21 protein-coding genes are annotated in these 20774 nt (G+C 70.7%); 4 read left to right on the forward strand and 17 right to left on the reverse strand.

Translation table 11 applies throughout. The annotated features are described in order from the left end of the window. Position 1: 1 nt before the first annotated feature. Positions 2-1066: a substrate-binding domain-containing protein gene (locus D0Z08_RS20305; protein WP_118927085.1), complete on the reverse strand. Its 1065-nt coding sequence runs from the start codon at positions 1064-1066 to the stop codon at positions 2-4. A 92-nt stretch (positions 1067-1158) separates the two neighbouring features. Between D0Z08_RS20305 and D0Z08_RS20310 the strand changes: the two genes are divergently transcribed. Further along, entirely contained in the window at positions 1159-1557 is a 399-nt protein-coding gene (locus tag D0Z08_RS20310) for a MarR family winged helix-turn-helix transcriptional regulator (RefSeq protein WP_118927086.1), read from the forward strand. On the opposite strand, the gene D0Z08_RS20315 is transcribed toward D0Z08_RS20310, so the two are convergent. The 11 genes from D0Z08_RS20315 to pafA all read right to left on the reverse strand — a co-directional run bounded on the left by D0Z08_RS20315 (position 1542) and on the right by pafA (position 12988). Continuing rightward, a complete protein-coding gene (locus D0Z08_RS20315) occupies positions 1542-2414 on the reverse strand; it encodes an alpha/beta fold hydrolase (RefSeq protein ID WP_118927087.1) in 873 nt (290 codons plus the stop codon). The genes D0Z08_RS20310 and D0Z08_RS20315 overlap by 16 nt on opposite strands. Before the next feature lie 71 nt (positions 2415-2485). Continuing rightward, positions 2486-3364 carry an LLM class flavin-dependent oxidoreductase gene (locus tag D0Z08_RS20320; protein WP_118927088.1) on the reverse strand — a complete coding sequence of 293 codons (879 nt, stop codon included), beginning with the start codon at positions 3362-3364 and terminating at the stop codon, positions 2486-2488. 66 nt (positions 3365-3430) lie between these two features. Beyond that, positions 3431-6184 (reverse strand): DEAD/DEAH box helicase, encoded by a 2754-nt coding sequence (locus D0Z08_RS20325; protein WP_118927089.1) that lies wholly within the window; start codon positions 6182-6184, stop codon positions 3431-3433. After that, positions 6151-7023: a diacylglycerol kinase gene (locus tag D0Z08_RS20330; protein ID WP_118927090.1), complete on the reverse strand. Its 873-nt coding sequence runs from the start codon at positions 7021-7023 to the stop codon at positions 6151-6153. The genes D0Z08_RS20325 and D0Z08_RS20330 overlap by 34 nt, the downstream gene beginning before the upstream one ends. Before the next feature lie 22 nt (positions 7024-7045). Continuing rightward, entirely contained in the window at positions 7046-7468 is a 423-nt protein-coding gene (locus D0Z08_RS20335; protein ID WP_118927091.1) for a hypothetical protein, read from the reverse strand. Then, positions 7465-8232, reverse strand: coding sequence for a twin-arginine translocase subunit TatC (tatC, locus tag D0Z08_RS20340; RefSeq protein ID WP_245994184.1), 768 nt, complete (start codon positions 8230-8232; stop codon positions 7465-7467). Before tatC ends, D0Z08_RS20335 begins: the two co-directional genes overlap by 4 nt. An 82-nt stretch (positions 8233-8314) precedes the next feature. Beyond that, positions 8315-8560 (reverse strand): Sec-independent protein translocase subunit TatA, encoded by a 246-nt coding sequence (locus D0Z08_RS20345; RefSeq protein WP_118927093.1) that lies wholly within the window; start codon positions 8558-8560, stop codon positions 8315-8317. Between the two features lie 56 nt (positions 8561-8616). Further along, on the reverse strand, positions 8617-9624 hold the full coding sequence (locus tag D0Z08_RS20350; RefSeq protein ID WP_118927094.1) for a helix-turn-helix transcriptional regulator: 1008 nt from the start codon (positions 9622-9624) through the stop codon (positions 8617-8619). Further along, complete coding sequence (locus D0Z08_RS20355; protein WP_118927095.1) at positions 9621-10583, reverse strand: helix-turn-helix transcriptional regulator; 963 nt, start codon at positions 10581-10583, stop codon at positions 9621-9623. The genes D0Z08_RS20350 and D0Z08_RS20355 overlap by 4 nt, the downstream gene beginning before the upstream one ends. Positions 10584-10604: 21 nt before the next feature. After that, positions 10605-11603 (reverse strand): FKBP-type peptidyl-prolyl cis-trans isomerase, encoded by a 999-nt coding sequence (locus D0Z08_RS20360; RefSeq protein ID WP_118927096.1) that lies wholly within the window; start codon positions 11601-11603, stop codon positions 10605-10607. A gap of 23 nt (positions 11604-11626) precedes the next feature. Further along, positions 11627-12988, reverse strand: coding sequence for a Pup--protein ligase (gene pafA / locus D0Z08_RS20365; RefSeq protein WP_118927097.1), 1362 nt, complete (start codon positions 12986-12988; stop codon positions 11627-11629). A gap of 101 nt (positions 12989-13089) precedes the next feature. Here pafA and D0Z08_RS20370 point away from each other — a divergent pair, with 101 nt between their 5' ends. Next, positions 13090-14529 carry an FAD-dependent oxidoreductase gene (locus D0Z08_RS20370; RefSeq protein ID WP_220454268.1) on the forward strand — a complete coding sequence of 480 codons (1440 nt, stop codon included), beginning with the start codon at positions 13090-13092 and terminating at the stop codon, positions 14527-14529. Positions 14530-14595: 66 nt separating this feature from the next. On the opposite strand, the gene D0Z08_RS20375 is transcribed toward D0Z08_RS20370, so the two are convergent. The 5 genes from D0Z08_RS20375 to dop all read right to left on the reverse strand — a co-directional run bounded on the left by D0Z08_RS20375 (position 14596) and on the right by dop (position 19233). Next, positions 14596-15555: a hypothetical protein gene (locus D0Z08_RS20375; RefSeq protein ID WP_118927099.1), complete on the reverse strand. Its 960-nt coding sequence runs from the start codon at positions 15553-15555 to the stop codon at positions 14596-14598. A 216-nt stretch (positions 15556-15771) separates the two neighbouring features. Further along, positions 15772-16659, reverse strand: coding sequence for a proteasome subunit alpha (gene prcA, locus D0Z08_RS20380; RefSeq protein WP_118927100.1), 888 nt, complete (start codon positions 16657-16659; stop codon positions 15772-15774). Continuing rightward, the gene (prcB, locus tag D0Z08_RS20385; RefSeq protein ID WP_118927101.1) at positions 16656-17510 is read right to left on the reverse strand and encodes a proteasome subunit beta; all 855 of its coding nucleotides are present in this window, start codon (positions 17508-17510) and stop codon (positions 16656-16658) included. The genes prcA and prcB overlap by 4 nt, the downstream gene beginning before the upstream one ends. Continuing rightward, a complete protein-coding gene (locus tag D0Z08_RS20390; protein ID WP_118927102.1) occupies positions 17507-17704 on the reverse strand; it encodes a ubiquitin-like protein Pup in 198 nt (65 codons plus the stop codon). The genes prcB and D0Z08_RS20390 overlap by 4 nt, the downstream gene beginning before the upstream one ends. A 20-nt stretch (positions 17705-17724) precedes the next feature. Continuing rightward, entirely contained in the window at positions 17725-19233 is a 1509-nt protein-coding gene (gene dop / locus D0Z08_RS20395) for a depupylase/deamidase Dop (protein ID WP_118927103.1), read from the reverse strand. A gap of 89 nt (positions 19234-19322) precedes the next feature. On the opposite strand from dop, the gene D0Z08_RS20400 reads away from it, so the two are divergent. Both D0Z08_RS20400 and D0Z08_RS20405 read left to right on the forward strand, forming a co-directional pair. Next, positions 19323-19868 (forward strand): hypothetical protein, encoded by a 546-nt coding sequence (locus D0Z08_RS20400; RefSeq protein WP_118927104.1) that lies wholly within the window; start codon positions 19323-19325, stop codon positions 19866-19868. A 59-nt stretch (positions 19869-19927) separates the two neighbouring features. After that, the gene (locus tag D0Z08_RS20405; protein ID WP_118927105.1) at positions 19928-20770 is read left to right on the forward strand and encodes a DUF1206 domain-containing protein; all 843 of its coding nucleotides are present in this window, start codon (positions 19928-19930) and stop codon (positions 20768-20770) included. The last annotated feature ends 4 nt before the right edge of the window (positions 20771-20774 follow it).

Below are 20774 nucleotides of genomic sequence, written 5' to 3' on the forward strand. Positions count from 1 at the left end.
TTCAATGGGCGCGCGCGATCTGCTGCTCGACGCGGAACTCGAGTCCGTCCGCCGCGGCGACATACACGTCCTGGTCGATCAGGTTGCCGTCGAGCCGCATCAGCCCACGAGGACTGGAGTAGAAGTGCCCGTCCCGCATCCGCCGCACGGCACCGACGTCGATCGACCCGCAGACCTCGCCGACCCGGGCAAGGAAGTACAGCGCCTCGTAGCAGGACTCGCCGACCGCGTTGAGCGTCGGGGCCCAACGGCCCCACCGCGCGTAGTAGGCCTGGGCGAGCTCAGCGCTCTCCGCGGTGCCGAGGGCGTCGAAGTACGCCGCGGCCGCGTAGATGCCCTCGTTGGCGGCCGCACCTCCCGCGAGCAACGTGTTCTCCTCGATCGCCGGGCTGAGCCGCGGCATGGCCGCGCTGAGGCCGGAGCGAGCGAACTGCCGGTTGAAGTGGACCGCGTCCTGACCCATCAGGAGCATGATCACGCCGTCGACCGGCTCTCGCGACAGGTGGGTGATGACCTGGTGGAAGCTCGTGGTGCCGAGCGGCACGTAGGTCTCACTGACGACCTCCGACGGAGTGTCCTGCAGCGCGAGACGCGCCGTCGCACCGGTCACCCGAGGAAAGACGTAGTCGTTCCCGACGATCGCCCAACGACCGATCGACAGCTCCTCCCGCATCCAGTGCGCCGCGGGGAGGAGCTGGTTGATAGGGCGTTCGCCGAGCATGAACACACCGGGCGTCTCGTCGCCACCCTCGTGCATGGCAGCGAACGCGTAGACGACCCGGCCGCCTACCCGCCGGGTGATCGCCTGGCGAACGGCCGAGATGTGCCATCCCGCGACGGCCTGGACCCGACCCCGGTCGACGAGTGCGCCCACGTCATCTGCGACGATCGCCGGCTCACGTCCCCCGTCGACGACGACGAGCTCGACCTGGCGCCCCGCGATGCCCGCCGTCGCATTGAGCTGCTCGACGGCAAGCTCACCGCACGCCAGGCACGACGGACCGTAGATCCCTGTCGGGCCCTGGAGCGGCACCACGAAGGCGATCGAGAGCTGAGAGTCGGGCAATGGACCTCCGAGCGCTGGTGGGCGGCAGCCCCTGGCGACGGTGCGAGGTGCGGTTCACCCAGACTTCTCGGGCGTGAACCTAGGATAGGGACGTGAACGGCGACGCGCCGACAAGTCTCGCTGTCCGACTGCGGCAGGCGGAGGCAGCGATCCGAGGCCGCCTGCTCCCTGTTCTGGTCGAGCACGGGCTGTCGATGGAGCACTGGCGGATCGTGGCCGTGGTCGATGATCATCCCGGCATCGGCATGAGCTCGGTCGCCGCCGCCGCGGTCGTCCCCGCGGCCACACTGACCCGGCACATGGACAAGCTCGTCGAGCTCGGCCTCGTCGTACGTCATGTCGATCCCGCCGACAGGCGGCGCGTCGTGGTGGCGCTGTCCCCCCGCGGTCGCGACCTGGCCGCCCTCCTGCGCGCGGAGGAACGGCTGGCCGCTCACCCAGCAGCCCTGGAAGTGACGGGGGCCGACACCCACCTTCAGGTCACCGGCTGATCCAGCACCTCGCGCAGGGTCGTCGCGAACGCCTCCGGGTCGTTGTTCGGGGACCACTCGCTGGCGACGAAGCCGCCGTGGTCACCGGGGAACTCGATCACCTCGACGCCGACCAGCGCGGCGAGGGCCTCGGCGCCGCGCCGCGGGACCTCGGTCCCGCTCGCCGCTCCGACTGCCGGCACGATCCGCACACCCGAGGCGCGGAGGGCCCCGCTGTCGGGGTGGTACGGCGGGATCGCCATGTTGTAGCCCAGCAGGGGGTCGTCACGGCTGCCGTCGTCCTCGGCGGAGAACCCGAACTGGGCAGGGTCGGGCGCTGGCTGGTCCAGGTAGTCCTCGGTGAGCACGCCGGCGTGCATGACGAGCTGGATGAACTTCGCCATCGCGGGCCCCTGGCCACTCCGCTGGTAGGTCTCGACGATGTCCTTGTAGACACGCTCCAGCACGTCGGCGTCCTCGAGCAGCGCCGTAAGAGGCGGCTCGTGCAGCACCACGGTCGCGACGTCGCCAGGGTGCGACAGCAGCCACGGCAGCGCCGCCACCGCTCCCCCGCTGGACGCGAGCACGTCCACCGGGCCGAGCCCGGTCGCCTCCACCACGCGGTGCACGTCGTCGCCGTGGATCTCGAAGCTGACCTCGCCGCCCTCCTCGAGCCGGCTCCGCTCTGCCATCCGCGGGTCGTAGGTGATCACGACGCGGTCGTCGAGGAGTGGCACGAGCTGGGAGAACCCGGACGCCCCCATCGGTGACCCGAAGACCATGACGGGCCGGTGCGGCCCCGCCTCATCGGGCTCGTGCACGTCGTACGTCAGCACTGCGCCGGGTACGTCGAGCGTGTGGGTGGTCGTGGTCGTCATCGGGGCCTCCTCCGCGTTGGTGTGGTGACGTTGACCGCGCTGGGGGCGCGGACTCATCGGCGGGTGGGGACTCAGTTCTTCGCGAGGCGGGACAGCGCCTCGGCGTGGACCTCGGGGTCGGACCAGAACCGGTCCCCGGGCTCGCCGTCGGGCCAGTAGACGACGACCTCGTCGAACCCGGCCTCATCGGCCCGCGCGACGGCGTCGAGGAACTGGTCGACGCTCTCGGCCGGCCGGAGCTTCCCGAAGCCGAGCAGGAGGGACCGCCGCAGGGACGCGGGATCGCGCTGTCGGCACTCACAGGCAGCCGTGAGGGCAGCGCTCTGGTCGCTCACCCGCGTCCAGAAGTCAGGAGTGGAGAGGTCCGCGACTCCCGGTCCCCCGAAGCAGCTCCAGCCGTCACCGGACCGGGCGACGAGATCGAGGCCCCGAGGGCCATGGGCCGCCAGCAGGAGGTGGGGAGGAGCAGTGCCAGGGGGCAGCGGAAGGGTCTCGACTCCTGCGAACGCCAACGCCTCGCCGCGCCAGTCGGCGGCACCTCGCCACACCTCGCGCAAGCCTTCCACCAGCTCCCCGAAGCGCTGCGTCATCTCTCGGAGCGACGGATGGGCCGCGCGGTCGGCAGCGGCGCACGCTGCGGAGCCGGCTCCCAGGCCGAGCACCAGCCGCCCCCCGGAGATGTCGGCCACCGTGGCCGCCGCGCGCGCCAGGGTCACCGGTGTCCGGTACGCCGACGACGCGACCAACGTGCCCAGCTCGAGACGGCTGGTGATGACTGCCGCCGCTGCCAGGGTGGTGAAGCCGTCACCGAGCCATTGGCCCGGCATCGAGGCGTGGGTCAGGTGGTCCGCCACGTAGGCGACGTCGTAGCCGACCTGCTCGATGTCGCGGAAGCCCGCGCTGAGCTGCTGCCAGGGACGAGTCTGCAGGACCATCGCACCCAGGCGCATGGCCCCGATGGTGGCACGGGCCGGGCGGGCCCGCAGCCGAACGACTCGTGCGACCGCCGCGGGAGCTCAGTCCGTCGAGACGATGCCTCGCCGGAGCAGCCCGATCGCCGCCCGCGCCGTCTTGCGGACCGGGGAGTCGCCGGCCGCGTCGGCGACCTGGCCGGCGAAGTCGACGAGCTGCTTCATCTGCCGCACGAAGTCACCAGCGGTGAGGTCGGCCCGGGTGAGCACCTCGTCGAGCGCGTCGCCCTCGGCCCACCGGTAGGCGGTCCACGCGAAGCCGGGGTCGGGTGCCCGCAGGAACGCCAGCTTGTGGTCCTTCTCGAGGCGCTCGAGCTCGCCCCACAGCCGCTGCATGCCCTCGATCGTCGCGGTCACCGGACCGCCGGGGAGCCGCGGGGCCGACTCGTCGGGCCGCCTGGCCTCGTAGACGAGGACCGAGAGCACCGACGCCAGATGGGCCGGCGACAGGTCGTCCCACATCCCCTCCCGCAGCGCTTCGGCGGCGACCAGGTCGAGGTCGGAGTAGATCCGCATCAGTCCCCGGCCGCGGTCGGTCACCCGGTCACCGTCGAGGTAGCCGAGGGCGTCGAGCACCTCGCAGACGCGATCGAACTCCCGCGCGACGGTGTTGGTACGACGTTCGACCCGCCGCGCGAGCGTCTCGGTGTCGCGCTGCAGCTTGAAGTAGCGCTCGGTCCAGCGCGCGTGGTCCTCCCGCTCAGGACAGGAGTGGCACGGGTGGGCCTTCATCCGGTCGCGCAGCGTGGAGATCTCGGCCGCGGCCGCGGGGTCGGGCACGGTCTTCTCCAGCCGCGGCCGGGTGACCGACAGCGGCAGGTCCCCGACGGCCTGGCGGACCGACTCGGCGACCTGCTTGCGGGTGTGGGGGTTGCGCGCGTCGAACTTCTTCGGCAGCCGGACCCGGCCGACCGCCTCCACGGGCACCGGGAAGTCCATGATCGCGAGCCGCTTCGCCTGCCGCGAGGCGGTCACGACGAACGGCCGGTGACCGTGCTCGGAGAGCCCCGGATCAACGATGACCGCCGGCCCGGCGAACTTCCCGGCGGGCACCACGATCACGTCGCCGGGCTTGAGCCGCTCGAGCGACGTGGCAGCGTCCTCGCGCTTCTCGGCGCGACGGGACCGGCTGGCGTCCTTCTCGAGCTCGTTGACCTGGCGGCGCAGGTCGGCGTACTCCAGGAAGTCTCCGAGGTGGCACTTGGCCGCTTCGGCGTACCCGGCCAGCGCGTCCTCGGCCTTGCGCAGCTGCCGTGCCAGCCCCACGACGGCGCGGTCGGCCTGGAACTGGGCGAAGGACTGCTCGAGCAGCTCCCGCGAGCGGTGCCTGCCGTACTGGTGCACCAGGTTGACCGCCATGTTGTACGACGGCCGGAACGACGAGCGCAGCGGGTAGGTACGGGTGGACGCCAGACCCGCCAGCTCGCGGGGGTTCATCCCCGGCTGCCAGAGCACGACGGCATTGCCCTCGATGTCGAGGCCGCGGCGTCCGGCGCGACCCGTCAGCTGGGTGTACTCCCCCGGCGTGATGTCGGCATGCGTCTCGCCGTTCCACTTGGTCAGCTTCTCGAGCACGACCGTGCGCGCCGGCATGTTGATCCCGAGGGCCAGGGTCTCCGTCGCGAAGACCACCTTCACCAGCCCTTGGAGGTAGAGCGCCTCGACGCACTCCTTGAACGCCGGCAGCATCCCGGCGTGGTGCGCGGCGACGCCACGGCTGACGGCGTCGAGGAACTCGTGGTAGCCGAGGACGTCGAGGTCGGCACCGGGAAGCATCCCGACGGTCTGCTCGACGAAGGAGATGGCCTGGTCCCGCTCCTCGGGGGTGTTCAGCCGGAGATTGGCGTCGAGGCACTGTTGTACGGCGGCGTCGCACCCGGCGCGGCTGAAGATGAAGACGATCGCGGGCAGCATCCGCTCGCGCTCGAGCCGCTCGATCACGTCGACGCGCCCCGGGATCCATACCCGGCGGCCGTTGCCGACGCTGCGCGGGTTCTTCGAGGAGCCTGGCTTGCCCTTGCGCGGGGACCGGCGGTCCCGCATCAGCCGGGTGCTGGCCCAGTCGTCCCTCGCGATCCGCATCAGCTCGTCGTTGACCGGCGCGCCCTCGCGCACGAATCCCGCCGACGCATCGACGTCGGACGACGCGAACAGGTCGAGCAGCCGCCGTCCGACCATGACGTGCTGGTAGAGCGGCACCGGTCGCCGCTCGGCGACGATCGTGCGGGTCTCCCCGCGCACGGTCTCGAGCCACTCGCCGAACTCCTCCGCGTTCGACACCGTGGCCGACAGCGACGCCACGGTCACCGACTCGGGGAGGTGGATGATCACCTCTTCCCAGGCGGCGCCGCGGGAGCGGTCGGCGAGGTAGTGCACCTCGTCCATGACCACGAAGCCGAGCCCGATCAGGGTGCGGGAGCCGGCGTAGAGCATGTTGCGCAGGACCTCGGTGGTCATCACGACCACCGGCGCCTCGCCGTTGACGCTGGTGTCGCCGGTCAGCAGGCCGACCTGTTCCGGGCCGTAGCGAGCCACGAGGTCGTGGTACTTCTGGTTCGACAGCGCCTTGATCGGCGTCGTGTAGAAGCACTTGCGGCCCGTCTCGACGGCCAGCTCGACGGCGAACTCCCCGACGACGGTCTTGCCGGCACCGGTCGGCGCGGCGACCAGGACGCCGTGACCCTCTTCCAGTGCCTGGCAGGCCCGCACCTGGAAGTCGTCGAGGTCGAAGGCGAAGGTCGCCGCGAACTTCTCGTAGATGGTGGTCACGCGAGCACCTGGAGCGCCTGCGGGACGCATTCCACGGTGAGCGGCAGGGCGCCGTACCGCTCGCCGTCGGCGTAGCCGACGATGCCCGGACACGCCACCGTGACCCGGCGGACCCGGCGGCGGGAGAACTGCGGATGGTGCACGTGGGTCCCCTTGAAGAGCTTCGGGTAGGTCCGGATCAGCTCCGGCTTGGTGATCGGGCCGATGACGACGACGTCCAGGAGCCCGTCGTCGAGCGATGCGCCCTCCGCGATCCGGAGGCCCCCGCCGAACGACGGTCCGTTGCCGACCGCGACAAGCATCGCGTCGAGCTGGACGTGCTCGCCGTCGAGGTCGAGCTCGTAGTGCAACGGCTCGAACGTCCGGAGCGCGGCCACGGTGGCGATGTTGTAGCGCATCTGGCCGCGCGGCCACGACATCTGGTTCGCCCGTTCGTTGACGACGGCGTCGAACCCGGCCGCGAGCACGGTGGCGAACCAGCGGTCACCCGAGCGTGCGAGGTCGATCCTCCGCGGCTCCCAGGCGAGCAGCCGGCGGGCCGCCGCGGCCGGGGCGCGCAGCGGGATGCCGACCGCGCGCGCAGCGTCGTTGCCGGTGCCGGCCGGAATGATGCCGAGCGGCACGTCCGTGCCGGCGACCACCTGCAGCGCGAGGTGGACCAGCCCGTCACCCCCGCACACCACCAGGGCCTCGACGCCGTCCGCGACCGCCTTGCGCGCCAGGTCGGACGCCTCGTCGGCATCGCGCCCCTCGAGCGTGCGGACCCGCCAGCCGGCCCCGTGGAGCAGCGGCAGCGATGCATCGCGCACCCGTACGGCGCTCCCCTTGCCCGCGGTGGGGTTGGTGAGGAGGGCGATCTCGCGGGTCACAAGGCCCAACCTATCCAGGCGGCTAACCGCCGCGGTCCCAGCCGGATCCGTCGCGAGCGACCCGCAGTCGTACGGCGAAGTGGTCGGGCGGCGCGCCGACGGCCTTGGCGAGCCGGCCGACCGCGTCGAGGACCCGCGGCGCGGTGAAGTCGGTGCCGGGGGCGCCGAGCGTGAGCCGCCCGCCCCGTCGTACGACGTGCACCTGCCCGTGCCGCCACGCCTGGTGGATCTGGATCCGAGTGGCCTCGTCGACCACGGCCACCGGGTAGGCGACATCGCCTGCCAACAGGTCGCACGCGAGCTCGACCCCGCTGGTGTCGCTGCGCAGCGAGCCGGGGACGATGCCGAGCTCGAGCGGACCGACGGCCGACCAGGTCACCGGGTCGGTGCCGAGCCACTCCGGTAGGTCGAAGGCGTCGACCGCGCTGCACGCCGGTCCGGTCACAGTGGCGAGGCCTCGTCCGGGCTCAGGCCGGCGTTGATGCTGCGCCGCTCCCGGCGTCGGTCGTTGAGCCGGGCGATGATCTCGGAGATCCCGAACAGGACCACCATCGGGACCGCCATGAAGGTCATCGTGAACGGGTCACCGGACGGCGTGATCACGGCGGCGAAGATGAACGTCCCGATGACGATCCACGGCCGGTGCGCTCCGAGTGTCCGCCCCTTCACGACCCCCGCCAGGTTCAGCATGACCACGAAGACCGGGATCTCGAACGCGATGCCGAAGGCGAGCAGCGTGCGGATGAAGAACGTGAGGTAGTCGTTGAACTCGACCAGGTTCGTGAGGTCAGCCGGGGTGAACCCGATCAGCACCTCGAGGCCCTTGGGCAAGGTGAGGTAGCCGATCGCGATGCCCAGGAGGAACAGCGGCCCGGCGATCACCCCGAAGATCGCGGACCACTTCTTCTCGTTGCGATGGAGCCCGGGCAGGATGAACGCCCAGATCTGGTAGAGCCACAGCGGGCTGGACCCGATCAGAGCTGCGAGCCCGCACAGCTTCAGGTAGAGCAGGAAACCTCCTGCGGCGCCCGCCGTGGTGGCTTCGGTGCGCCCATCCGGCAGCGACTTCTGAGCCTCGAGGTAAGGGTCGAGGACGAGCTGGAACAACGGGTCGAAGAAGAACAGCGCGAGGACGAACGAGCCCGTGATGACCAGCGCCATCTTCAGGATCCGGGCGCGCAGCTCACGCAGGTGGTCGGACAGGGCCATCCGCCCGTCGGGTCCGACGGGATGGACCGGTCTACCGACGAAGAGCTGGACAACCCCCGTGAGCGACAAGTGCGGTCCGGGATCAGGCGTTGTGCTTGTGCTCGTCGTCGACGATCTCGCCCTCGGCGACGTCGTCGGCGGCGTTCAGTGCGCCCTTCGGCTTCTCGTCGTCGTCAGCGAGACCCTTGGTCTCCGACTTGAAGATCCGCAGCGCCTGGCCGGTGCCGCGCGCGAGCTCCGGCAGCTTCGCCGCGCCGAACACCAGGACGAAGATGGCGAGGATGATCAGCCACTCCCAGCCCTGCGGCATGCCGATCAGGGGAATCATCAGCGGAACCAACTCTCGATTCGAGGAAACTCAGTCGTAAGTATCGTACGCCGCGGTCAGCGATACAGCGCGAGGGTGTCTTGTGCGGTCGCGGTGAAAGTCTCGGTGAACTCTTCGGGGGCGACCACGGTGGCGTACGGCGCCAGGCGCAGCAGCAGCCGCATCAGCCAGCGCGGGTCGGCGACCGGCAGGTCGACCTCGAGCACCCCGCCGTCCAGCGGCCGCACCTCTTGCATCGGGTAGTAGTGCGGCACCCAGTCGGCCTGGGGCTGCAGCAGCAGCGTGGCGATCGTCCCGCCCGCCGGGGCCTCGCCCGTCAACAAGCCCTCGCTGACCTCGCGTGGCGGCACCGGATCGGTCACGATCGGGGTGTCGAGGACGGTCGCCTCGGTGACCCGGTCCAGCCGGAAGAGGCGCTCGCCGCCGGCCGTGTGGCACCACGCGTCGAGGTAGCTGAACCGTCCGTGCGAGACCACCCCGCGCGGGTCGACGACCCGTTCGGAGAGCTCGTCGCGGGACGGGACGTGGTAGGTCAGCCGCACCTGCATCTGCTCGTCGGCCGCACGCTGGAGAGTGTCGGACAGTGCGAGCAGCGCGACCTCGCCCGACCGGGCGTCGACCGCGATCCGGCGCGACGCGGCGGCGGTCGTCGCCGCCGCCTCGAGCTTGGCGAGGACCCCATCGATGATGACCTGGGTGTCGCGGCCCGAGACGTCGCGCAGGGTGTGGAGCGCGACCATCACCGCGGACGCCTCGGTCGGGCTCAGCCGCAGCGGCCGGGCGAGATAGTCGGCGTTCTCGATCCGGATCACGCCGTCGCTGACCGGGCCGCCCTCGTCGGACTCGATCGCGTCGAGGTCGACGTCGATCAGGTCGTCGGGCAGCCCACCGGGCAGCCCGCACATGAACAGGACCTTGAGGTCGCCCAGCACCTGGGCCGGTGAGGTGCCGAGCAGGTCCGCAGCGTCGGCGAGGCGGACCTCGTCGCGGTGGTGCAGGAACGGCACCAGGGTGAGCAGGCGGGCGACCTGGTCACGGGCGCCCGGAGCGGCGGTCGTCGTCATCCGGCAACCGCCTCGAGCCGGCCGACGACCTGGGCGCGCAGCCCTGCGGGCTCGAGGAGTACGACGTCCGGCCCGTGGTAGAGCACCTCGTCGACGAACCCCCGCGCCGGGCGGTCGAGCTCGACGCAGTCCCAGGTCGTCCGGGTGTCGGGCCCGACGACGCCCTCCTCGACCCGCGCGGCCCGCCGCCGGAAGCTGTGGCCGGCCCCCCGTCGTACCAGCAGGACCGCACGCTCGGCCGCCGGCATCGGCGCCAGCCGGTCGATCACCTCCCGCAGGTCGGTGTCGGGTGGTACGTCGTAGGCCCGTGCCGCGCCGACCTTGCGCACCGCTCCGGTCACCCGGTCGAGGCGGAAGACGCGCTCCGCCTGCCGGTCGGTATCGAATCCGACGAGGTACCACCGCCCGGAGGTCCGCACCATGCCCCAGGGCTGGAGGTGCCGGCGCCGCGGCGTCGGCTCGTCGGGGCGCTGGTAGTCGAACTGGATCCGGGTCCGGTCGCACACCGCCTCCCAGCAGGTGGCGAACGCCGGCTCGTCGGCAGTGAGCCGGGGCTGCGCGATCTCCAGCGCCGTCAGGTCGACGTCGATGCCGGCGGCGTTGAGCTTGCGCACGGCGTCGGTCGTGGCCTGGGCCATCGTCGCCTGCTGCCAGACCCGGGACGCGAGGCTGACCACCGCCGCCTCCTCGGGGGTCAGCGACACGTCGGGCAGCGCGAACTGGTCGGGCGGGATCCGGTAGCCGACCTCGTCGTCGAAGAACGGATCGAGCTGGGCGACCTCGACGGGTACGCCGAGACTGCGCAGCTCGTCCTTGTCGCGCTCGAACATCTTCTCGAACGCGTCCGGACGCGAGTCGGGATACAGCAGCTTCCGGATCGGGTCCTTGGCGATCGGGCGCCGCTGCACGAGCAGCATGATGAGCAGATTGAGCAGGCGCTCGCTCTTCGGCGCGGGCATGGCTCGATTCTGCCTAGCGGATCATGCTGCGGCCAGGATGTCGACGACGAAGTACAGCGTCGAGTTCGCCGGGATGTCCTCGCCACTGCCCTGCTTGCCGTAGCCGAGCTTCGGCGGGATCCGGAGGAGCACCCTGCTGCCGACCTTCGCGCCGACCAGCCCGTCGTCCCAGCCCTTGACGACCGCGCCGACCCCGATCGTGAACGGCGACGGCTCCTTCCGCGAGAAGCTGTCGTCGAACGGCTTGGCGCCGCCGTAGGTCTGGCCGATGTAGTTGGCCACGAGCAGGTCGCCCTTCTCGACGACCGCGCCGGTGCCCTCGATGAGCACCGCCTTGGCGATCTCCTTCGCCTTCGGGTCCGGCTCCGGGAGACCGCTGGACTCGAGCGCCGACGGCTCCCCCTTGCGGACGGCGATGTCCGGCGCCCAGTTCGGGGCGGGGTTGCGCTTGCCCTCAGGTCCGTCCAGCGGCACCCCCTCCAGGTCGGCGACGACGACCATGCCGTCCTCGTTGCCGACGCCCAGCGACGTCAGCGCGAGCGCGACGTTGTCCTCCCACTCCTCCTGCACGTCGACGACGGCGGCGATCCGGGTGCCGAGCGTGGTGGTGCCGGGCTCGATCTCCTGGGAGATCAGCTCGGTCACCAGGTCGGTCGCCTGCTGGGGCTCCTTGTCCGCCCCGACCTCGAGCATCACCGCGCCCTGCTCGCCGAACGTGTCGTAGGTGACGTCCTGGCTCACGTCGTTGGACACCGCGAGGTTGATCAGCACCTGGTCGCCCTCCTCGATGACGGCGCCGTCGCCCTCCTCCACGACCTCGGTCTCGGTCTTGCCGGGCTTGAGCCGCGCCTTCCAGTCGATCTCAGGCACCTCACCGACCGAGCCGGAGATCGAGACGGCGTCGAATCCCGCGGCGGTCTTGCCCTCGGTCGACGAGTCGTCGCCACAGGCCGTGAGCACGGCGAGGGCGCACATCGAGACGGTGGCGAGCGCGGCGGGGCGGGTCAGTCGGCTGAGCACGCGCAAACCCTACAAGCCGCTAACTACATCCCGTCGATCAGGCGCTGGACGCGCTCGTCGTACGCCCGGAACGGGTCCTTGCAGAGCACCGTGCGCTGCGCCTGGTCGTTGAGCTTGAGGTGCACCCAGTCGACCGTGAAGTCGCGCCGGCGCTCCTGGGCCTTGCGGATGAACTCGCCGCGCAGGCGAGCGCGGGTGTTCTGCGGCGGCACCGACTTGGCCTCGAAGATCCGCAGGTCGGTGGTGACGCGTGCGACCGCGCCGCGCTTCTCGAGCAGGTAGTAGAGCCCGCGGTTGCGGTGGATGTCGTGGTAGGCGAGGTCGAGCTGCGCGACCCGGGCGTGGCTGAGCGGCAGGCCGTGCTTCGCGCGGTAGCGATCGATGAGCTTCCACTTGATCACCCAGTCGATCTCACGGTCCACCAGGCCGAGGTCGTCGGACTCGATCGCCTTGAGGCCGCGCTCCCAGAGATCGAGGGTGCGCTCGATCACGGGGGTGCTGATGCCGCGCCGGTCGACGAAGTCGCGGGCCTTGGCGAGGTACTCGCCCTGGATGTCCAGCGCGCTCGCCTCACGGCCGTTCGCCAGCCGCACCTTGCGCCGTCCGGTGACGTCGTGGGAGATCTCGCGGATGGCCCGGATCGGGTTCTCCATCGTGAGGTCGCGCATCACCACGCCCTCCTCGATCATCCGCAGCACCAGGTCGCAGGAGGCCACCTTGAGCATGGTGGTCGTCTCGCTCATGTTGCTGTCGCCGACGATCACGTGCAGCCGGCGGTACTTCTCGGCGTCGGCGTGCGGCTCGTCGCGGGTGTTGATGATCGGGCGGCTCCGGGTCGTCGCGCTCGAGACGCCCTCCCAGATGTGCTCGGCCCGCTGGCTGACCGAGTACGACGTGCCCCTCGGCGTCTGGGTGACCTTGCCCGCCCCGACGATGATCTGCCGGGTGACCAGGAACGGGATCAGCACGTCGGCGAGCCGGCTGAACTCGCCTGCCCGGCTCACCAGGTAGTTCTCGTGGCAGCCGTAGGAGTTGCCGGCCGAGTCGGTGTTGTTCTTGAAGAGGTAGATCTCGCCGGCGATGCCCTCGTCGTGGAGCCGCTGCTCGGCGTCGAGCAGCAGCCCCTCGAGGACCCGCTCCCCCGCCTTGTCGTGCGTCACCAGGTCGACGATGTCGTCACACTCGGGCGTGGCGTACTCCGGATGGCTCCCGACGTCCAGGTAGAGCCGGGCGCCGTTGCGCAGGAAGACGTTGCTGGACCGGCCCCAGGACACGACCTTGCGGAACAGGTAGCGGGCCACCTCGTCCGGGCTCAGCCGGCGCTGGCCCTTGAACGTGCAGGTGACCCCGTACTCGTTCTCGATACCGAAGATGCGGCGGTCCACATACCAGAGCCTACGGGTCGGGCGGTGCTACCGGGGGATGTCAGCGCACTGTCCTGATGGAGAAGCGGGGTCGACCCGCACCGGGTGGGTACCGCACCGCCATGACTTCGATGACGCCGCTCTGGCTCGACCGGCCACGATCGACCCATCCGACACTGACCTCGCCGGCGACGTACGACGTCGTCGTCGCGGGCGGCGGTGTCGTCGGACTGCTGACCGGACTGCTCCTGGCCCGGGCCGGCCGCCGGGTCGCCGTGCTCGAGGCACGCCAGGTCGGGGACGGGACCACGGGCCACACGACCGCGAAGGTCAGCCTGCTGCAGGGCACCCGGCTCAGCCGGGCAGTCCGCACCAACCCGCCGTCGGTCCTGCGCGACTACGTTGCCGCGAACCAGGAGGGCCAGGCGTGGCTGCGGCGGTTCTGCGAGGCGCACGACGTCGCCTACCAGGACCGTCCTGCCTACACCTACGCCACGACGCGGCCCGGTGAGCTGCGGGCACGGGCCGAGCTCTCGGTGGCGGGCCTGGCCGGGCTCGACGCCACCTGGGAGGAGAGCACCGAGCTGCCGTTCCCGGTCCGGGGCGCCGTTCGTCTCGCCGACCAGATGCAGCTGCACCCGATGGACCTGCTGGACGCCCTGGTCGCCCAGCTGGTGGCCGAGGGCGGGGAGCTGTATGAGCAGAGCCGCCTGACCGACGTCCACCACCGCGGTCCGACCGTGGCCGTCACGACCGAGCACACCACGCTCACCACCGATCATGTCGTGCTCGCGACGGGCCAGCCGGTGCTGCGAAGGCACGGGTTCTTCGCCCGCCTGAAGCCCGGCCGGTCGTACGCCGCGGCCCTCCGGTCCCCCACGGTGCCGACGGGGATGTACCTCTCGTCCGACCATCCCACGCGGTCGCTGCGATCGCTCCCTGTCCCCGGTGACGCCGAGCTGCTCCTGGTCGGCGGCAACGGGCACGTCACCGGACGCGAGGACTCGGCGGCGGGCCACCTCGAAGAGCTGCTGGACTGGGCGCGCGCCACCTTCGGCGGCGAGGTCACCCACACCTGGTCCGCCCAGGACCACGCGTCCGTCACCGGCCTGCCGTACGTCGGCCCGATGCTCCCGCGCGAGCGTCGGATCTGGGTCGCGACCGGCTTCGACAAATGGGGGCTCGCCGCGGCGCCCGCTGCGGCGCTGCTGCTCACCAAGTCGATCCTGGAACAGGACGGCGCGGGCGAGAAGCCGCCGTGGCACCGCGCCTTCAGCAGCTGGACGCCCCGTGAGACCGCAGGCGCGCCCCGCGCCGCGGGCTACACCGCGGGCGTCGGCCTGGAGGTCGCCAAGGACGTCGTGGGCCGGCGCTGGCGGGACGCGCAGCAGGCAGACCCCGCCGTCCGCGGGATCTGCACCCACCTCGGCGGAGTCGTCCACTGGAACGACGCCGAGCGGTCGTGGGACTGCCCCCTCCACGGCTCCCGGTTCGCCCCCGACGGCTCGGTCCTCGAGGGACCGGCCGTCTGCGGGTTGCGGAAGCTCGGGAGCTCTGGCTGAGGGGCCGGGGAGGGGCGGGCGTGGTGGCTGCGGTTTGGTCCCAAACCGCATCAAATTGCCGTCAGATCATGCCGTTCCTGACCATTCGACGACCCCGACGATCCGCCGCCATCGATTCATCACCCGCGCACGCCCGCGCTCGCCGTAGAGCGACTCGTCGATCATCGTTCGCCACCGCTGGATCCTGCGGAGGCTGTGCGGCCGGCCAAGGAGCCGGTCGAGCTCGTGCATCACCACGATGGGATGGTTCAGGAGGTCGTCAAGCGTGTAACCGCTCCGTGTGTACGGCGAGTTCGACCATCCGCGCTCGCGCCGGAGGTCCACGGTGTGCTGTCTGCGTTCGCGGTGACCCGCGCCGTCGTACTCATGGGCACGGTCCATGCCCGTGACCAAGAGGTCCACGACGCCGATGAGATGACCGTCGTGGTCGTAGATCGAGGCCTGCGGCTCGACGGGCACGTCCATCACCTCGTGAAAGATCCGGAGGACCGTCTCGCCAGCCGATTCAGCCCGGCCATCGGCCAGCGAATGAGCTCGCCTAAGTCTCACCGAGCCCGGACGACCGCTCGTCTCAAGGACGCCGAGCCGGGTCGGATCGACATGCCCAAGGCGGAGCGCCGAGTCGAGCAGGATGACCAGATCGATCACGCCGAGGTCGCGGGCGGCGCGCAGCAGGATCTCTTCTGCTGAATCGATCGGGAGACCATCGACGACAGCTACCTCCGACGGGAGCGTCAGCCGGGACGCGATAAGTCCATGGCGTCGAGGACGCCGGTCTCCGCGAACCGCGGCGAAGACTGGCACGTTGTCGGGGAGGTTCGGTAGTTGCCAGCGGAGCACGCGCGCCCCGGTCACATGGGTGAACGCCGCGTCGGTGGGCAGGATCAGCATGAGCGCTCGCAGGTCGCGCAGGAATGCTTGGTCCGCGCTGAGTCCTGGGCGCGTCGGCTGGTAGAGGCCGTGGCTCAAGCGCTCGAATCCGACGAGGCGTACCTGGCCGCGGATGGCATCGCCGTTGTTGTCCATGGCGCCGAAGCATGCGACCTCGAACCGACCGATGCCAGCCCTACCTCTGGCACTTGTGGATGGCCGTGGGATCTACCCGCCGCAGGCATGCCAGGCGAGACAGAACTTCGACCAACGATCGGGCACGAACGACAGCGCGGACCGCCAATTCGATGCGGTTTGGTCCCAAACCGCAACGCCCCGCCGGACCCGGCTGCCGCCCACGGCCGACAGCCTCTACAGCGGCGGCGCGATCGGAGGCTCGCCCGAGTCCGGGTCCTCGAGGGGAGGTACGTCGCCGCTGACCTGGTCCGTCGGGTCGGCGGGGTCGTCCTCGGCCGGCGCCGCATGCCGCGGTGGGGCCGCGGACGACGGGGCGTCGGGGCCGGGTTCCGGGGCGGCGTGCTGGGTGGGCCCGCGGTCACCGAGAAGCTCCTCGATCCGGGCCGGCCGGATCCGCGCGAACTTGCGCGGCTGGGTCCGGTTGCGGTCGAGCACGGCGACCTCGAGATCGGTCACCGGGATCACCCGGTCGGTGGTCTGTCCACCCTCGGTCGCGTGCCCGAGCGCCGCCACCGCGACCGCGAGAGCCTCCCCGAGCGACCCGCCGTCCCGATAGTGCTCGGCGAGGTACGACGACACCGTCTCGGCGTCGCCGCCCATCACGGCGAAGCCGTGCTCGTCGCCGACCCGACCCTCGTAGGTGAGTCGGTAGATCTGGTCGTCCTCGGCGCTGGCTCCCACCTCGGCGACGAAGATCTCCACCTCGTAGGGCTTCTCGCCACCGCTGGAGAAGATCGTGCCGAGGGTCTGGGCGTAGGCGTTGGCCAGGCCCCGGCCGGTGACGTCACGACGGTCGTAGGAGTAGCCGCGCATGTCGGCGAGCCGGACTCCGGCGATCCGCAGGTTCTCGAACTCGTTGTAGCGGCCGACAGCGGCGAAGGCGATCCGGTCGTAGATCTCGGACACCTTGTGGAGCGCCTGCGACGGGTTCTCGGTCACGAACAGCACGCCGTCGGCGTACTGGATCGCCACCAGCGAGCGCCCCCGGGCGATGCCCTTGCGTGCGAAGTCCGCCCGGTCCTTCATCAGCTGCTCGGGCGAGACGTAGAACGGCATGCTCATCGGGCCGTCTCCTCTCCGGGCAGGTTGAGGGAGGCGACCGGCCCGTCGGGGCGGGTCATCCGGGCCCCGACCACGCGGTCGGCGAGCTCGGCGATCTCGTCCTCGGGAAGCTTGCGACCGCCGTCGGCCGTCACGACGTGGATGATCGGGAAGATCCGCCTGGTCAGGTCGGGCCCGCCTGTCGCGGAGTCGTCGTCGGCGGCGTCGTACAGCGCCTGCAGCGCGAGCGTCACGCACTCGATCTCGGAGAGGTCGTCCCGGTAGAGCTTCTTCATCGCGCCGCGCGCGAACAGCGAGCCGGAGCCCACCGTGAAGAAGCTGTTCTCCTCGTGCCGACCGCCGGTCACGTCGTAGCCGAAGATCCGGCCCATGCCGCGGTCGAGGTCGAACCCGGCGAACATGGGGACGACGGCCAGCCCCTGCATCGCCATGCCGAGGTTGGCGCGGATCAGCGCCGACAGCCGGTTGGCCTTGCCGTCGAGGGAGAGGATGCTGCCCTCGATCTTCTCGTAGTGCTCGAGCTCGACCTGGAACAGCCGCACCATCTCCACCGCGAGCCCCGCGGTGCCGGCGATGCCGACCACGGAGAACTCGTCGGCCGGGAACACCTTGTCGATGTCGCGCTGGGCGATGACGTTGCCCATCGTGGCGCGCCGGTCGCCGGCCATGACCAGGCCACCCGGGAACGTCGCCGCGACGATCGTGGTGCCGTGCGGCGCCAGCTCGGCGGCACTGCCCGCGGGCAGCGAGCGCCGCGCCGGAAGCAGGTCCGGCGCGTTGGCGATCAGGAAGTCGCTGAACGAGGAAGTGCCCGGCTGCATGTACGACGCCGGGATCCGGGCGTCGTTCATTCGCCGCCCTTCTGGATGAACGACTTCACGAAGTCCTCGGCGTTCGACTCGAGCACGTCGTCGATCTCGTCGAGGATCGCGTCGACGTCGTCGTCGAGGGCTTCCTTGCGCTCCGCGACGTCGGACTCAGGGGCGACCTCGGTCGCGTCCTGCTCCTCACCGCTCTTGCGCGGCTGCTTCTGCTCCTGGGCCATGGTGAGAGCCTAGCGAGTCCCTATCGAGTGAGGGCAGCGACGAGGGCCTCTGCCGTGTCACAGGCGTCGATCAGCTGGCCGACATGGGCCTTGCTCCCCCGCATCGGGTCCATCGTGGGCACCCGCTGCAGCGACTCGCGGCCGGGCAGGTCGAAGATCACCGAGTCCCACGACGCTGCGGCGACGTGGGCGGCGTACTTCTCCAGGCACCGACCGCGGAAGTAGGCGCGGGTCTGCTCCGGAGGCTCGGTCATCGCCCGCTCGACCTCCTCGTCGCCGAGGAGCCGTTGGATCCGGCCGGCCTTGACCAGCCGGTGGTAGAGGCCGCGCTCGGGGCGGACGTCGGAGTACTGGTAGTCGATGAGCTGCAGCTTGGCGTCGTCCCACTCGAGGCCGTCGCGGGAGCGGTACTGCTCGAGCAGCTTCAGCTTCGCGACCCAGTCGAGCTGGTCGGCGAGCGACATCGGGTCGTGCTCGAGCCGGTCGAGCACGTCCTCCCACCGGGCGAGGACGTCGAGCGTCTGCTCGTCGGCATCGGCGCCGAGCCGGTCCTCGACGTACTTCTTGGCCAGGTCGAGGTACTCCAACTGCAGCTGGACGCCGGTGAGCCGGCGACCGTCCGCCAGCGTGATCGTCTGCCGGAGGGTCGGGTCGTGGGACACCGCCCGTAGCGACGCGACCGGCGTGTCGACGGTGAGGTCGTGGCCGATGAAGCGGTCCTCGATCATCGCCAGCACCAGCGAGGTGGTGCCGACCTTGAGGTACGTCGCGATCTCCGACAGGTTGGCGTCGCCGATGATCACGTGGAGCCGGCGGTACTTCTCCGGATCGGCGTGCGGCTCGTCACGGGTGTTGATGATGGGCCGCTTGAGGGTCGTCTCGAGCCCGACCTCGACCTCGAAGAAGTCGGCGCGCTGGCTGATCTGGTAGCCCTGCTCGCGACCGTCCTGGCCCTTGCCGACCCGACCGGCGCCGCAGAAGACCTGGCGGCTCACGAAGAACGGCGTCAGGTGGCGGACGATGTCGGCGAACGGCGTCGACCGCCGCATCAGGTAGTTCTCGTGGGAGCCGTACGACGCCCCCTTGTTGTCCGTGTTGTTCTTGTAGAGGACGATCGACGGGTTCCCGGGCAGCTGCTGTGCCAGTCGCGCGGCGTCGAGCATCACCTGCTCCCCCGCCTTGTCCCACCGGACGATGTCGAGGGGCGTGACGACCTCCGGCGTGGAGTACTCCGGGTGGGCGTGGTCGACGTACAGCCGGGCGCCGTTGGTGAGGATCACGTTGGCGAGGCCGAGGTCCTCGTCCGTCAGCTGGGTCGGGTCGGCGACCTGGCGCGACATGTCGAAGCCGCGCGCGTCGCGCAGCGGCGACTCCTCCTCGAAGTCCCACCGGGCCCGGCGGGCACGCACCGTCGCCGACGCGTACGCGTTGACCACCTGCGAGGACGCGACCATCGGGTTCGCGGTGGGCATGCCCTGGACCGAGATGCCGTACTCGACCTCAGTGCCCATCACGCGGCGGACGCTCATGCAGCCAGCCTACGCGGGCAGTCGGTGCCCTCGCGGCCTGCCATCCGCTCCGGCGTGTGAAGCGGCTCAACTCGGGAAGGGAAGCGCACATGAAGCGAACGATGACTCTGCTCGGGGCGGCGCTGATGGCTGCCGTGATGACGTTCTCCATGGCGACGCCCGCCGAGGCCGCGCGACAGCGGATCCGCGACGGCGCCGACGCCCCACGCCCGATCGACACCCGCGCCCTGTACATCCAGCGGCAGTTCCGGGGTTACGTCGTGACCACCTTCGCGAGCCCGACGTACGACGCCGGTCGGCGCTGGAACGGCCTGGAGGTCAAGTACGACTCCCGGGGCGACCGCCGCCTCGACTACCGCCTGCTCTGGGCGTTCCAGGGCGACGGTGACGGCTACGAGCTGTTCACGCTGGTACGCGGCAACGGGTCCCCCGTCGACTGCCCGAACGCGCAGGCGAAGACCCGGAAGAGGAACGGCTGGGCCTTCGTCTTCGTCTACGTGCCGCGGTCCTGCCTGTCGCTGACCAAGCGCGTCGGCGTCCAGGGCGTGACGTGGGACTACACCCGGTACAACAGCAGCGGCGTTCCGACGCGCGGCCGCACCGACCGGACGCCGAACCGGACGTTCGCCCGCTGACGGAGCGGATGACGGGCCTACTCACCGGGTAACGGGCAACCTGGAGACAGGAGCCCGCCATGGTGGAGCAGATCTCGGCCCGAGGTCACGGCAACGATGCCGAGCGGAAGGCCCGCGAGGCACGGGACCATCCCGCGCTCGCGTGGATGGCCAGGATCGGTTTCGCGACGTACGGCGTCGTGTACGTCGTGGTCGGGGTGCTCGCAGCCCAGCTCGCACTCGGTGACAGCTCGGGCAAGGTGTCCGGTCAAGGGGCGCTCCACGAGGTGGCGGAGCAGCCGTTCGGCTCGATCGCCCTGGTCGTCGCCGCGTGCGGGCTCGGCGCGCTCACCGTGTGGCAGGTGTGCGAGGCGATCGGCGGGCACACCGACCGCGACGGTGCGCGCCGGCTGGCCTCACGGGCGGGCTCGGCCGGCCGGGCAGTGGTGTTCGCCACCCTCGCTGTCCTCGCCGTGCAGGTCGTGGTCGGCGACTCGTCGGGCGGCGGCACCGACGGCTACACCGCCCGCCTCCTGGCGCTTCCCTTCGGCCAGGCCCTAGTGGTCGCCGTCGGTCTCTTCATCGTGGGCCTCGGGCTCAACAGCATCCACAAGGGTCTCAGCGACAGGTGGCGACGCGATCTTGAGTACTGGGCTGGCCAGGGAGACACCGGCACCGCGCTGGCCGTCCTCGCCCGCACCGGCTTCAGCGCACGCGGTGTCGCCTTCTGCCTGATCGGCGGGCTCCTCGTCTGGGCTGGTGTCACCCACGACGCCCAGAAGTCCGCCGGCCTCGACCAGGCGCTCCACCGGCTGCTCCGCGACGTCGCGTACGGACCCTGGCTGCTCGGCGCCATCGCCGTCGGCCTGGCCGCCTACGGCCTCTTCAACATCGCGAAGGCCTGGGCACTGCGCGACAAGTGACCTC

The sequence above is a fragment of the Nocardioides immobilis genome, assembly GCF_003515065.1.
In the GTDB taxonomy this organism is placed as follows: domain Bacteria; phylum Actinomycetota; class Actinomycetes; order Propionibacteriales; family Nocardioidaceae; genus Nocardioides; species Nocardioides immobilis.

Coding starts and splice junctions, on each gene's coding strand:
- D0Z08_RS20315 (WP_118927087.1), bottom strand. CDS start 2,414: ATGACGACCACGACCACCCACACGCTCGACGTACCCGGCGCAGTGCTG.
- D0Z08_RS20320 (WP_118927088.1), bottom strand. CDS start 3,364: ATGCGCCTGGGTGCGATGGTCCTGCAGACTCGTCCCTGGCAGCAGCTC.
- D0Z08_RS20325 (WP_118927089.1), bottom strand. CDS start 6,184: ATGCGTCCCGCAGGCGCTCCAGGTGCTCGCGTGACCACCATCTACGAG.
- tatC (WP_245994184.1), bottom strand. CDS start 8,232: ATGGCCCTGTCCGACCACCTGCGTGAGCTGCGCGCCCGGATCCTGAAG.
- D0Z08_RS20345 (WP_118927093.1), bottom strand. CDS start 8,560: ATGATTCCCCTGATCGGCATGCCGCAGGGCTGGGAGTGGCTGATCATC.
- D0Z08_RS20350 (WP_118927094.1), bottom strand. CDS start 9,624: ATGACGACGACCGCCGCTCCGGGCGCCCGTGACCAGGTCGCCCGCCTG.
- D0Z08_RS20355 (WP_118927095.1), bottom strand. CDS start 10,583: ATGCCCGCGCCGAAGAGCGAGCGCCTGCTCAATCTGCTCATCATGCTG.
- D0Z08_RS20370 (WP_220454268.1), top strand. CDS start 13,090: ATGACTTCGATGACGCCGCTCTGGCTCGACCGGCCACGATCGACCCAT.
- D0Z08_RS20375 (WP_118927099.1), bottom strand. CDS start 15,555: ATGGACAACAACGGCGATGCCATCCGCGGCCAGGTACGCCTCGTCGGA.
- prcA (WP_118927100.1), bottom strand. CDS start 16,659: ATGAGCATGCCGTTCTACGTCTCGCCCGAGCAGCTGATGAAGGACCGG.
- prcB (WP_118927101.1), bottom strand. CDS start 17,510: ATGAACGACGCCCGGATCCCGGCGTCGTACATGCAGCCGGGCACTTCC.
- D0Z08_RS20390 (WP_118927102.1), bottom strand. CDS start 17,704: ATGGCCCAGGAGCAGAAGCAGCCGCGCAAGAGCGGTGAGGAGCAGGAC.
- dop (WP_118927103.1), bottom strand. CDS start 19,233: ATGAGCGTCCGCCGCGTGATGGGCACTGAGGTCGAGTACGGCATCTCG.
- D0Z08_RS20400 (WP_118927104.1), top strand. CDS start 19,323: ATGAAGCGAACGATGACTCTGCTCGGGGCGGCGCTGATGGCTGCCGTG.
- D0Z08_RS20405 (WP_118927105.1), top strand. CDS start 19,928: ATGGTGGAGCAGATCTCGGCCCGAGGTCACGGCAACGATGCCGAGCGG.